The sequence below is a fragment of the Lysobacter enzymogenes genome (genome assembly GCF_017168095.1).
Taxonomy (GTDB): Bacteria; Pseudomonadota; Gammaproteobacteria; order Xanthomonadales; family Xanthomonadaceae; genus Lysobacter; species Lysobacter enzymogenes_D.
Window position 1 is genome coordinate 1 of the sequence record NZ_LXSD01000257.1, and the last position, 12,885, is coordinate 12,885.

The window sequence follows — 12,885 nt, forward strand, 5'->3', positions numbered from 1 at the left end:
GCGGCGGCGCGCTGCGCGGCCTGGGCGCTGGCCTGGGTCTGGACGCGGCTGGCGGCGTCGGCGCGTTCGGCGAGCTGGCGTTCGGCGTCCTCGCGGCTGCGCTTGTCCTGCGCGGCCTGGGCCGTGCGCAGGCCCTCGCGCAGGCGCGGCAGCGCCGGCGCCTGCGGGTCCATGCGCGCGAGCAGGCCGGTCAGGCGCTCGGATTCGGCCAGATCGCCGTCGGCCAGGGCCTGCTCGCCGGCGATGACCACGTAAGGCTGCAATTCGGTCAGCGCGGCGGCGACGTCGGCGTGGCCGGGATCCTTGTCGCGCAGCGCCAGGTAGTAATCGACCGCGCTGTCGCCGGCCGGGGTGTGGATGCGCTGTTCGCGCAGCGCCCGCGCGGCGCGCTCGCGCAGGCCGCCGGCATCGAGTTCGTCCAGCGCCGGCGGCAGCGGCGCGGCGGCTTCGGCAGCGGGCGCGGCCGGCGCCGCAGGTTCGGCCGGCGCCTTGCCGGAACCGCAACCGCTCGCCAACAGGCCCAATCCCAGCGCTGCGCCGAATGCGGCGAGCGGCCAACCCGACGCGCCGCGGCGCGCACCCGAGTCCTGGCCGGCGGCATTGCGCCCCGGCTCGATCACAAACATCACTGCCAACCCCCTGTACCACCGAACTGCGAAATGCGCGCGCAGCTTAGGCCGGGGATGTGACGCAGTTGCTGCATCGCCCTGACCTGATCTGCCGGGTGCGTGCACGCCGGCTGCGCCTTCGGGCGTCCTGCCGCGCGGCGCGGATTATGGCGACGGCGCGGCGGCGACGCGATGCGCAATCGGTCCACTGGCGCGCGCGGCGCGATGGCGCCGCGAAGCGCGCGACCGAATGTCGCGGCGCGCGTCGCTGCGACACCGCCGCAACGCCGCCGTGCGCAGAAAACGCGCCTCCAGACTGAACGAAACATGCGCCGTTGCAATTGTATTGCGCGCATGCCGGCTCCTATGATCGCGCCATGCCCGGCCCGTCCGCCCTCACGAATGTGTTGCGCCACCTCGTTTTCGGGGTGCTCATCGCGGTGATGCTGGTCAAGCCGGTGCTGGCCTTCGCCGGCGAGATCGGCGAACTCGACGACCTGGTGCCGAACGCCGCGCTGAGCTTCGACCCGGCCCACGCCGGCGGCCTGCCCGACCAGGACGGCTGCGGCGATCTGCAACGCCACGTCTCCCATTGCTGCGCCGTGCAGGCCGCCTTGCTGCCGCGCATCGAGCTGGGGCTGCTCGCCCCCTCCCCCGCGAGCCCGCTCCCGGCGCGCGCCACGGCCTTCATCGCGGCCGATCCCGCGCAACCGCTGCGGCCACCGATCCGCGCCTGAGTCGCCGCCGGCCATCGCCGGCGCTGGACACGACGTCCCCAGCCTCGACCCGACCACCGCGTCGGGCTGGCAAGCCTCGCCGTGCGTGCCCACGCATCGGCGTCGATAGCGATTCAGGAGACAACCCATGCGTTTGCGTCCGACGGCCCTGGCCGTCCTGACGGCTGCGCTGTGCTTTTCCGCACAGGCGCGGCCGCCCGTTGCTGCCTCCCCGCCCGCCGCCGCGCCGCCCGGCGCGCAGGCCGGCACCCACGCCGAAGCCGGCGCCGCTGCGCGCGGCGGCTCGGTGTTCACCCTCGACGACGCCTTCGGCCGGATCCAGGGCAACCACCCGGACCTGCGCCTGTTCGGCGACCAGCGCCGCGTGCTGGAAGCCGAGCGCGACCTCGCCGCGCAAAAACCCGCGTACGTGGCCGGCGCCTCGTTCGACAACGCGCTCGGCACCGGCGCGCTCAGCGGGGTCAAGGCGGCCGAACTGACCCTGACCCTGGCCTCGGTGTTCGAACGCGGCGGCAAGCTCGATGCGCGCCGCACCTTCGCCCAGAGCAACATCGACGCGCTGGCGGTGGACCGCGAAGGCCGCCGCCTCGACCTGCTCGCCGAAACCGCGCGCCGCTATCTGGCCGTGGTCGCCGAACAGCGCCGCATCGATCTGGCCGAGTTCGACATCGCCCAGCGCAGGCGCGCGGTCGCCGCCGCGCGCGTGCGCCTGGAAGCCGGTGCCTCGCCCGAGTCCGGCCTGCTGACCGCGCAGGCGCAACTGGCCCGCGCCGAGCTCGACCGCAGCCGCGCCCAGCGCGCGCTGCTGGCCGCGCGCCAGTTCCTCGCCGCGCTGTGGGGCGAACGCGATCCGGGCTTCGCGACCGTCGCCGGCGATCCGTTCGCGCTGCCGCAGATCCAGCAAACGAGCGCGCTGGCGAGCCTGCTGGAGCGCAATCCGGAACTGTCGCGCTTCGTCGACCAGCGCCGCATCGCCGAAGCGCGCGTGCGCCTGGCCCAGAGCCAGTCCAAGGCCGACATCGACTGGCAGCTCGGCCTGCGCCGGCAGCAGGAGAACGGCGATTTCGGCTTCGTCGCCAGCGTGTCGATGCCGCTGGGCGCGGCCGCGCGCGCCGAACCCGGCATCCGCGGCGCACAAGCGCAGGTAGCGATGCTGGAGACCGAACGCGAAGCCAAGGGCCTGTCGCTGTATTCCACGCTGGTGGAAGCGCAGGGCCGCTACGTCGTGGGCGCGCTGGAAACCCAGCGCCTGAAGCAGGACGTGCTGCCGCGCCTGGAGCGCGCCGAGAAAGCCGCCGAGTACGCCTACCGCGCCGGCGCGATCAGTTATCTGGAACTGGCCCTGCTGCAGGCCGAAAGCGTCGCGGTGCGGCGCCAACGCCTGGACGCCGCGCTGGACGCGCAACTGGCGCTGATCGAGATCCAGCGCCTCACCGGCGAGCCCTTCCTCGCCGCCGACACCGCCCCCGCAGGAGCCACGCCATGAAGCCCGAACTGTTGATCGCCGCGGGCCTGCTGGCCCTGAGCCTGAGCGCCTGCGGCGGCGCGGACAAGAATCCGGCCGCGCCGGCCGCCGCCGCGCAGGGCAAGGACGACCACGCCGGCGAAGGCCATGCCGACGAAGGCCAGTCCGGCCACGCGCACAAGGAAGCCGCGGGCGACGCCGGGCACGGCGAGAAGGAAGGCGAAGAGAAGCCCGAGGCGACCACGATCCCGAACGAGATCGCGCGCCGCTCCGGCATCGTCGCCGCCGCGGCCGGCCCCGGCACCGTCGCCGACGAACACGATGTGCAGGGCCTGATCACCCCGCTGGAAGGTCGCGTGGCGCGCATCACCGCGCGCTACCCCGGCCCGGTGCGCTCGCTGCGCGCCAACATCGGCGACCCGGTCAAGGCCGGGCAGACCCTGGCCACCATCGACAGCAACCTCAGCCTGACCACCTACAGCATCGCCGCGCCGATTTCCGGCGTGGTGCTGGCGCGCAACGCCGCGATCGGCGAAGTCGCGGTGGAAGGCACGCCGCTGTTCGAAATCGCCGACCTGTCGACGCTGTGGGTCGACCTGCACGTGTTCGGCGCCGACGCCTCGCACCTGCGCCCGGGCCTGCCGGTGACGGTGATGCGCATGGGCGACGAGAAAGGCGTGGACACGACGATCGACCGGATCCTGCCGGGCACCGCCACCGCCAGCCAGAGCACGGTCGCGCGCGCCTCGATCAAGAACCCCGACGGCCTGTGGCGTCCCGGCTCGGCCGTGCACGCGCGGGTGACCGTGGAGCAGCAGCCGGTGGCGCTGGCGGTGCCGCTGACGGCGCTGCAGCGCATGGACGACGCCGATGTGGTGTTCGTGCGCGACGGCGAGCGCTACAGCGCGCGTCCGGTCAAGCTCGGCCGCCGCGACGCGCGCCGCGCCGAAGTGCTGTCCGGGCTCAAGGCCGGCGAACAGGTCGTGGTGGAGCAGAGCTTCCTGATCAAGGCCGACATCGAAAAATCGGGGGCCTCGCATGAGCACTGAGCCGCTGCCTCCCAACGGCACCGAGGGCAAGGCCGGCGCGCTGGAGCGCATCATCGGCTTCGCCATCCGCCACCGCTGGCTGATGCTGGCGCTGACCGTGGCGCTGATCGGCCTGGGCGTGTGGAGCTTCACCAAGCTGCCGATCGACGCCACCCCCGACATCACCAACGTGCAGGTACAGATCAACACCCAGGCGCCGGGCTATTCGCCGCTGGAGGCCGAACAGCGCGTCACCTTTCCGATCGAGACCGCATTGGCCGGCCTGCCCAGGCTCGATTACACGCGCTCGCTTTCGCGTTACGGGCTTTCGCAGGTCACCGTGGTGTTCAAGGACGGCACCGATCTGTACTTCGCCCGGCAACAAGTCGCCGAGCGCCTGCAGCAGCTCAAGTCGCAGATCCCCGACGGGCTGGAACCGCAGCTCGGGCCGATCGCCACCGGCCTGGGCGAGATCTTCATGTACACCGTCGACGCCGATCCCAAGGCGCGCAAACCCGACGGCAGCGCCTACACCGCCACCGACCTTCGCACCCTGCAGGACTGGGTGATCCGCCCGCAGTTGCGCAACACCCCCGGGGTCACCGAGGTCAACACCACCGGCGGCTTCGCCCGGCAGATCCACATCACCCCGGATCCGGCGCGGCTGATGGCCTTGAACCTGAGCCAGCGCGACATCGTCAACGCGCTGGCGGCCAACAACCAGAACGTCGGCGCCGGCTACATCGAACGCAACGGCGAGCAGTTCCTGGTGCGCGTGCCCGGGCAGATCGGCAACATCGAGCAGATCGGCGGGATCGTGCTCGACCGCCGCGACGGCGTGCCGATCCGCATCCGCGACGTCGCCAGCGTCGGCGAAGGCCCGGAACTGCGCAGCGGCGCGGCCACCCAGAACGGCCACGAAGTCGTGCTCGGCACGGTGTTCATGCTGGTCGGCTCCAACAGCCGCGACGTGGCCCTGGCCTCGGCCGAAAAGCTCAAGGCCGCCAACGCCAGCCTGCCCAAGGGCGTCAGCGCCAGCCCGGTGTACGACCGCACTTCGCTGGTCGACCGCACCATCGCCACCGTGGCCAAGAACCTGGTCGAAGGCGCGTTGCTGGTGGTGGTGGTGCTGTTCCTGCTGCTCGGCAACTTCCGCGCCGCGCTGATCACCGCGCTGGTGATTCCGCTGGCGATGCTGTTCACCATCACCGGCATGGTCCGCGGCGGGGTCTCGGGCAACCTGATGAGCCTGGGCGCGCTCGACTTCGGCCTGATCGTCGACGGCGCGGTGATCATCATCGAGAACTGCCTGCGCCGCTTCGGCGAGGCCCAGCACACGCTCGGCCGCGAGATGACCCGCGAGGAGCGCTACGACCTCACCGCCAAGGCCACCGCCGAAGTCATCCGCCCCAGCCTGTTCGGCCTGGGCATCATCACCGCGGTGTACCTGCCGATCTTCGCGCTCAGCGGCATCGAAGGAAAAATGTTCCACCCGATGGCGATCACCGTGGTGCTGGCGCTGACCGGCGCGATGCTGCTGTCGCTGACCTTCGTGCCCGCGGCGGTGGCGATCTTCCTCGGCGGCAAGGTCGACGAGAAGGAGAACAAGGCCATGGCCTGGCTCAAGCGCCGCTACGAGCCGGCATTGGCCTGGGCGCTGCGCAGCCGCGCCATCGTGGTCGCCGGCACCGCCGCGCTGGTGATCGTCAGCGGATTCATCGCCACGCGCATGGGCACCGAGTTCGTCCCCAGCCTCGACGAGGGCGATGTCGCGGTGCAGGCCATGCGCATCCCCGGCACCAGCCTGACCCAGTCGGTGACGATGCAGAAGAACCTGGAACAGGCGCTGCTGCAGATGCCCGAAGTCGAGCGGGTGTTCAGCCGCGTCGGCACCTCGGAAGTCGCCAGCGATCCGATGCCGCCGTCGATCGGCGATGCCTATGTGATCCTCAAGCCGCGCGATCGATGGCCGAACCCGAAGAAGACCAAGGACGCGGTGATGGAGGAGATCGAAGCCGTCGCCCGCACCCTGCCCGGCAACAACTTCGAGTTCACCCAGCCGATCCAGATGCGCACCAACGAGCTGATCTCGGGCGTGCGCGCCGACGTCGCGGTCAAGGTCTACGGCGACGACCTGCAGCAGTTGCTCAAGGTCGCGCAGCAGATCGAGGCGGTGGCGCGGCAGGTGCCGGGCGCGGCGGACGTCAAGACCGAACAGGCCACCGGCCTGCCGATGCTGAGCATCGAGCCGAACCATCGCGCCTTGGCGGTGTACGGGCTCAACCCGGCGGCGGTGCAGGAGACCGTGGCCACCGCGGTCGGCGGCGAGGTAGCCGGCCAGTTCTTCGAAGGCGACCGCCGCTTCGACCTGGTGGTGCGCTTGCCGGAGCGGCTGCGCCAGGATCCGGCCGCGCTGGCCGACCTGCCGATCCCGCTGCCGGCCAGCACCGGCGATCGCGACGAGTCCAGCCGCGACGCCACCTGGCTCGCCGGCGCGCCGCGCACGGTGCCGCTGCGCGAGGTGGCGGCGATCAAGTCGGTGCTCGGGCCGAACCAGATCAACCGCGAGAACGGCAAGCGCCGCATCGTGGTGACCGCGAACGTACGCGACCGCGACCTGGGCGGGTTCGTGACCGATCTGCGTTCGCGCATCGATGCGCAGGTCAAGCTGCCGGAAGGCTACTGGATCGGCTACGGCGGCACCTTCGAGCAGCTGATCTCGGCCAGCCAGCGCCTGGCGGTGGTGGTGCCGGTGACCTTGGTGCTGATCTTCGCCCTGTTGTTCATGGCCTTCGGCTCGGCCAAGGACGCCGCGATCGTGTTCAGCGGCGTGCCGCTGGCGCTCACCGGCGGCGTGATCGCGCTGTGGCTGCGCGGGATACCGCTGTCGATCTCCGCCGGCGTCGGCTTCATCGCGCTGTCGGGCGTGGCGGTGCTCAACGGCCTGGTGATGATCGCCTTCATCCGCAAGCTGCGCGAACAGGGCGATCCGCTCGACAACGCCATCGTCGACGGCGCGCTCGGCCGGCTGCGGCCGGTGCTGATGACCGCGCTGGTGGCCTCGCTGGGCTTCATCCCGATGGCCTTCAACGTCGGCGCCGGATCGGAAGTGCAGCGGCCGCTGGCGACCGTGGTGATCGGCGGCATCGTCTCCTCGACCCTGCTGACCTTGCTGGTGCTGCCGGTGCTGTACCGCTGGCTGCACCGCAACGAAGAGCGCGGCGGCAGCGATACGCCGGCGCCTGCGGCGTTGCCGCCGGGCGAAGCCGCGCCGGCGCACTGACGCCGGCCACGCGCGGGCCGTCGCGAGGCGGCCCGCATCCATGCCGCCGCGCTCACGCGCGGCGCGCTTGAATGGGCCGTCGCCGCCCGGCGGCGGCCCGCATTGACGGAGAATCGACATGGGCAGCGGACACGACCACGGCACCACCGCGATCCGCCACGAAAAACCGCTGTGGTGGGCGTTGGGCCTGACCGGCGGTTTCCTCATCGCCGAGGTCATCGGCGCCTTCCTCACCAACAGCCTCGCGCTGCTGTCGGATGCGGCGCACATGGGCACCGACACGGTCGCGCTGATGATCGCGCTGACCGCGGTGCGGCTGAGCCGCAAACCGCCCGACGCCAGGCGCAGCTTCGGCTACGCGCGCATGGAAGCGCTCGGCGCGATGGCCAACGGCCTGATGCTGTTCGTCGTCGCCGGCTACATCCTCTACGAAGCCGTCGGCCGCTTCAGCCAGCCGCCGGAAATCGCCACCACCGGCATGCTGGTCATCGCCGCGCTCGGCCTGGCGGTGAACCTGATCGCGATGCGCCTGCTGCGCGCCGGCAGCGGCGAAAGCCTCAACATGAAGGGCGCCTACCTGGAAGTGTGGAGCGACATGCTCGGTTCGGTCGCGGTGATCCTCGGCGCGATCGCGATCCGCTTCACCGGCTGGGCCTGGATCGACCCCGCGCTGGCGGTGCTGATCGGCCTGTGGGTGCTGCCGCGCACCTGGACCCTGCTGCGCGAAGCCGGCAACGTGTTGATGGAAGGCGTGCCCAAGGGCGTCGACCTCAACGCCGTGCGCGCGCTGCTGACCTCCAGCGCAGGCGTAGCCGGCGTGCACGACCTGCACGTCTGGTCGCTGGGCTCGAGCACCCCCGCACTGACCGCGCACCTGGTGGTGACGCCGGGCACCGACGGCGATGCGCTGCGGCGCGAACTCACGAAGCTGCTGGACGAGCGCTACGGCATCGAGCATTGCACCTTGCAGATCGAAAGCGAGGCGTGCGGCGGAGAGGTATGCGATGCGCCGCATGCTTGAGCGCCGGCATTGAGGGCGGAAACAACCGAAGTCGCTCAGCTCTGCCGCAGTCCCTCGAAACCCCGCAACCTCCACCCCGTCATTCCGGCGAAAACCGGAATGACGGACGGGAAGCTTCGGGTCTGCGGGTGAGTTCGGCGGAGCTGAGTCGCTGCGGTTGGTCGCGACTTGCGTCGCTCCTGCAGGGGCTTCGGCCAGTTTCGTATCCCACTGCAGGAGCGGCGCAAGCCGCGACCGCGAGCACTCGATAACGACGAAACAAAAACACGACAGCCACGCCTCACCCCTTCGGACAAGGCCCACCCGCATCCGCCCAAGTCCTGAACGCCTCCACGAACCGATCGTGCGTCACCGGCACCGGCGCCCGGTCCCCGCCCGGCGCCCACCCCCACAACACCAGCTTGTCCTCGCTGACATGCTTGATCAGCGCAGCGAAATCGCGCCCGCCGTTGCGCTCGCGGTCCTTGATCATCGCGCACAACTGCGGCGCCGGCAGCCCGATCCAGGCCATCTTGTGTTCGGGCGGCGGCAACTGCCAATGCGGCGCGCCCGGCGGCGCATCGGGGCCGTAGCTGGCCGGCAGGTTGGCTTCGCCATGGCAGGTCGAACACGGCAGCCCGGCCGCACCCTTGCCGTCGGGGCCGCGCACCACGCCCTGCGCATGCGGGCGGCCGTCGTCGAACTGCAGCGGCTGGTCGCCGGGGATGTGGCAGTTCTGGCAGCGCGGATGCTGGAACACCTTCTGCACCGTGGCGAACGCCGCCACCGCGCGCGCGTCGGACGCGGGCGCAGGCGCGGGCCTGGAACCGGCGGCGAACACCGCCAGCAACGGCGCCAGCGCCAGCGCGGCGAGAATCGCGGAAGTTGCGCGCATCGTCGTTCTCCTCAGGCCGTCGCTCGCAGCGGCAGCTCGCGCAGCCGCTGCCCGCTCAACGCGAACACCGCATTGGCCACCGCCGCCGCCACCGGCGCGGTGCCCGGCTCGCCGGCGCCGCCCATCTTTTCCGCGCTGGCGACGATGTGCACCTCGATCTGCGGCGCCTCGTCCAGGCGCAGCACGCGGTAGTCGTGGTAGTTGGACTGCTGCACCCGGCCGTCCTTGAAGGTCAGTTCGCTGTACAGCGCCGCGCCCAGGCCGAAGTTGATGCCCGATTCCATCTGCGCGCGCACGCCGTCGGGATTGACCGCCAATCCGCAGTCGATCGCGCAGACGAAGCGATGCACGCGGATGCGCTTGCCGCCGCCGGGCGCATCGAGCAACGAGACCTCGGCGACCTGGGCGATGTAGCTGCCGAAGGATTCGTGCACGGCCACGCCGCGCGCGCGGCCCGCGGGCAGTTTCGCGCCCCAGCCGGCTTTCTCGGCCGCCAGGTTCAGCGCCGCCAGGTGGCGCGGATGCGCGCCCAGCAGGGCGCGCCGGTAGTCGACCGGATCGCGCCCGGCCGCGTGCGCGGCCTCGTCGATCAGGCTCTCCATGACGAAGGCGTTGTAGCTGTGGCCGACCGAGCGCCACCACAGCACCGGCACGCCGGTCTGCGGCTGATGCACTTCGACGAAGTGATCCTTTATCTCCTTGAGATAGGGCGAATCCGCCACGCCCTCGACCGAGGTCGAATCCACGCCGTTCTTGACCAGGGCTTTTTCGAACGGCGAACCGATGATGATCGACTGGCCGACCAGGACATGCTTCCACGCCACCGGCCGCCCCTGCGCATCCAGGCCGATGCGCGCGCGCTGCAGGTACATCGGCCGGTAATAGCCGCCGCGCACGTCGTCCTCGCGCGACCACACCGTCTTGACCGGTTTGCCCGCGGCCTTGGCCACGTGCACCGCCTCGGTGACGAAGTCCGAACTCGGCGTCGCGCGGCGGCCGAAGCCGCCGCCGAGGAAGGTCGTATGGATGCGTATCTGTTCCTGGGTCAGCCCGGTGATCTTGGCCGCGGCCATCTGATCCATGGTCTGGAACTGGGTGCCGGTCCAGATCTCGCACAGGTCCGCGCCGATCTTCACCGTGCAGTTCAACGGCTCCATCGGCGCGTGGGCGAGATAGGGCACGTGGTACTCGGCCTGGATCACCTTGGCCGCGCCCTTCAATCCCGCGTCGGCGTCGCCGGCTTTCGCCGCCACCGCGCCGCCGCCGGCCGCGGCCAGCCGGGCGAATTCGGCGCGCAGCTTGGCGTCGTCCAGGCCGGCCGCGTGCGGGCCGGCGTCCCAATCGATCTTGAGCGCGTCGCGCCCCTGCTTGGCCGCCCAGTAGTGATCGGCGACCACGGCCACGCCCGACGGCACCTGGACCACGTCGCGCACGCCCGCCACCGCGCGCGCGGCGCGGTCGTCGAAGGATTTCACCGTGCCGCCGAACACCGGCGCGCGCGCGACCAGCGCGGTCAGCAGGCCGTCGAACTGCACGTCCATGCCGAACCTGGCGCGGCCGTCGATCTTCTCCGGCCCGTCCAGGCGCCGGGTCGGCTTGCCGATGATCTTCCAGTCCTTGGCGTCCTTGAGCGTCGGCGGCGTCGCCGGCGGCGGCAACGCGGCCGCCGCGACGGCGAGTTCGCCGTAACGCAGCCGGCGCGAGCCTGCGATCACCGCGCCGTTCTCGGTGCGCAGTTGTTCCGCCGGCACGCCGAGCCGTTTCGACGCGGCCGCCAGCAACAGCGCGCGCGCCGTCGCGCCGGCCATGCGGTAGCGCTCGAATTCGGTCCAGGTGCTGGTGGAACCGCCGGTCATCTGCATGCCGAACATGGTGTGCGCGTACGCCGGCGCCGCCGGCGCGTGCTCGACCTTGATCTTCGACCAGTCGGCGTCGAGCTCCTCGGCGATCAGCATCGCCAGCCCGGTCCAGATGCCCTGCCCCATTTCCGAATGCGACAGCAGCACGGTGACGGTGTCGTCGCGGCCCACGCGCAGGAACGCGTTGGGCGCGAAGCCCGCCGACGCCGCCGCGGCCGCGGCCGGCGCGGCGGCGGCGAAGCGCTTGGCGCCGGGCACGACGAAACCGACCACCAGGCCGCCGCCGATCAGCGCGCCGCTTTTGAGGAACCGGCGCCGCGAGGGCGCGTCGAGGGTGTTCACAGCCACCTCCTTGCAAACGCGGTGCGGTCGCGGCGGGCGCCGCGGCCGCGGAACGGTCAGGCGGTTTCGATGTTGCGCAGCACCGGCAGCGGCAACGGCAGCGCGGCGTCGGCGCGCGCGTCGGCATCGGCGCTAGCGCGGCCGCCTGCGATCTGCGCGGCGCGATGCACCGCCGCGCGGATGCGCGGATAGGTGCCGCAGCGGCAGATGTTGCCGGACAGCGCCTGGTCGATGTCGGTGTCGCTGGGCTGCGGAATTTTGCTCAGCAAGGCCGCGGCGGACATGATCTGGCCGGACTGGCAGTAACCGCACTGGACCACGTCGATCTCGGCCCAGGCGCGCTGCACCGGATGCGGGCCGTCGCGGCCGAGGCCTTCGATGGTGACGATCTTGCGGCCCGCCACCGTCGCCGCGGGCGTCACGCAGGCGCGGCGCGGGGAACCGTCGATGTGCACGGTGCAGGCCCCGCACTGGGCGATGCCGCATCCGAACTTGGTGCCGGTCAGGTGCAGCAGGTCGCGCAGCACCCACAGCAGCGGCATGTCCGGCGGCGCGTCGACCTCGTGGTCGGCGCCGTTGACGTTGAGCTTCATCGGCATCCCTCGCGGCGGCTGGGGTGGTTCGAGCCTACACCCGGCTTCGGCCGATTCGCCACAACGCGGCGGCGCCGGTGCGGCGTTGCTTGACGCGCGTCGCGCAAGCGCGCGGCCATGCGCGCTTGCCGGAAACCGCGCGTTCGGCCGCGCGCGGGTGCGGCCGAACGCGGACGGCGACCGCCGCCGATTCGCGATGCAGCTCGAATCCAGGCGCGTCCTCGCGTCCACCGGCGCGGTCGCGGCCGATAGCGCTTGCCTAAAACTGCCGCAGCGCAGGTTCGCGCGCCGCGCCCGCCGGCGCCGCCGCGTGCCGCAGCGCCGCAGTCGTTCTAGACTCGATCCCACCCTGCCCACGGTCGTCGCCCATGGCCGATTCGCCGGAACCCAGCTCCCTGTCGCGCGGCGCGCCCGGCGGCGCGCGCGCGGTCGTCGAGGCCAGCGCCGCGGCCGCCGCGCGCGGCGATCCGGCGACCCTGGCGCTGGTGCTGGAAACCGAGGGCTCGACCTATGTGCGCGCCGGCGCGCTGGCCCTGTTCGGCGCCCGCACGGGCCAAGTCGGCTGGCTCAGCGGCGGCTGCATCGAACCGGAGATCGAGCAGCGCGCGGCCGAAGCCGCGGCCGGCCAGGGCATCGACTGGATGGACATCGACACCCGCAGCGACGAAGACCTGTTCGCCGGCTCCGCGCCGGGGTGCCGCGGCCGTTTGCGCCTGGCGCTGCTGCCGCTGGCGGCGCTGCGCGAGTGGCCGGCGCTGGTCGACGAATGGCGCCGCGGCCACGGCGACCTGCGCCTGGACCTGCAGGCCGGCGGCGCGCTGGCCGCCTCGGTCGGCGACGAGCGCCAGCGCTGGACCCTGCCCGCCGCGCCGCTGCCGTGGAACGCCGGCAGCGACCGCTGGCGCCTGGAGATCGCCGCGCCGCCGTCGGTGCTGGTGCTCGGCGCCGGCCCGGAAACCCCGACCCTGCTGCCGCTGCTGCGCACGCTGGGCTGGATGACCACCCTGGTCGAACGCCGCCCGCGCTGGGCCGCGCTCGCGGCGCTGGCCGACCACGCGGTCGCCCGCGCGCCCGC

The 12,885-nt window shown here is 71.8% G+C and carries 8 protein-coding genes and 2 pseudogenes; 6 read left to right on the forward strand and 4 right to left on the reverse strand.

Annotation, left to right across the window (positions count from 1 at the left end; all coding sequences use genetic code 11):
• Positions 1-635: pseudogene (locus A7A76_RS07130) on the reverse strand (hypothetical protein); the annotation flags it as partial.
• Between the two features lie 380 nt (positions 636-1,015).
• Here A7A76_RS07130 and A7A76_RS07135 point away from each other — a divergent pair.
• The 5 genes and pseudogenes from A7A76_RS07135 to A7A76_RS07155 all read left to right on the forward strand — a co-directional run.
• Entirely contained in the window at positions 1,016-1,345 is a 330-nt protein-coding gene (locus A7A76_RS07135; protein WP_206410541.1) for a hypothetical protein, read from the forward strand.
• A 127-nt stretch (positions 1,346-1,472) separates the two neighbouring features.
• Positions 1,473-2,831 carry a TolC family protein gene (locus A7A76_RS07140; protein ID WP_206410542.1) on the forward strand — a complete coding sequence of 453 codons (1,359 nt, stop codon included), beginning with the start codon at positions 1,473-1,475 and terminating at the stop codon, positions 2,829-2,831.
• Positions 2,828-3,859, forward strand: coding sequence for an efflux RND transporter periplasmic adaptor subunit (locus A7A76_RS07145; protein ID WP_206410543.1), 1,032 nt, complete (start codon positions 2,828-2,830; stop codon positions 3,857-3,859). The genes A7A76_RS07140 and A7A76_RS07145 overlap by 4 nt, the downstream gene beginning before the upstream one ends.
• The gene (locus A7A76_RS07150) at positions 3,849-7,121 is read left to right on the forward strand and encodes an efflux RND transporter permease subunit (RefSeq protein WP_206410544.1); all 3,273 of its coding nucleotides are present in this window, start codon (positions 3,849-3,851) and stop codon (positions 7,119-7,121) included. Before A7A76_RS07145 ends, A7A76_RS07150 begins: the two co-directional genes overlap by 11 nt.
• A gap of 118 nt (positions 7,122-7,239) precedes the next feature.
• Positions 7,240-8,133: pseudogene (locus A7A76_RS07155) on the forward strand (cation diffusion facilitator family transporter); the annotation flags it as partial.
• 289 nt (positions 8,134-8,422) lie between these two features.
• On the opposite strand, the gene A7A76_RS07160 reads toward A7A76_RS07155, so the two are convergent.
• The 3 genes from A7A76_RS07160 to A7A76_RS07170 are packed head-to-tail and all read right to left on the reverse strand — an operon-like array spanning position 8,423 to position 11,810.
• The gene (locus A7A76_RS07160) at positions 8,423-9,016 is read right to left on the reverse strand and encodes a hypothetical protein (protein WP_206410546.1); all 594 of its coding nucleotides are present in this window, start codon (positions 9,014-9,016) and stop codon (positions 8,423-8,425) included.
• Between the two features lie 11 nt (positions 9,017-9,027).
• On the reverse strand, positions 9,028-11,217 hold the full coding sequence (locus A7A76_RS07165; protein WP_343225298.1) for a xanthine dehydrogenase family protein molybdopterin-binding subunit: 2,190 nt from the start codon (positions 11,215-11,217) through the stop codon (positions 9,028-9,030).
• A gap of 56 nt (positions 11,218-11,273) precedes the next feature.
• Positions 11,274-11,810, reverse strand: coding sequence for a (2Fe-2S)-binding protein (locus tag A7A76_RS07170; RefSeq protein WP_206410547.1), 537 nt, complete (start codon positions 11,808-11,810; stop codon positions 11,274-11,276).
• Between the two features lie 368 nt (positions 11,811-12,178).
• Here A7A76_RS07170 and A7A76_RS07175 point away from each other — a divergent pair.
• The coding region (locus tag A7A76_RS07175; protein WP_206410548.1) for an XdhC family protein at positions 12,179-12,885 on the forward strand (707 nt) is incomplete at its 3' end.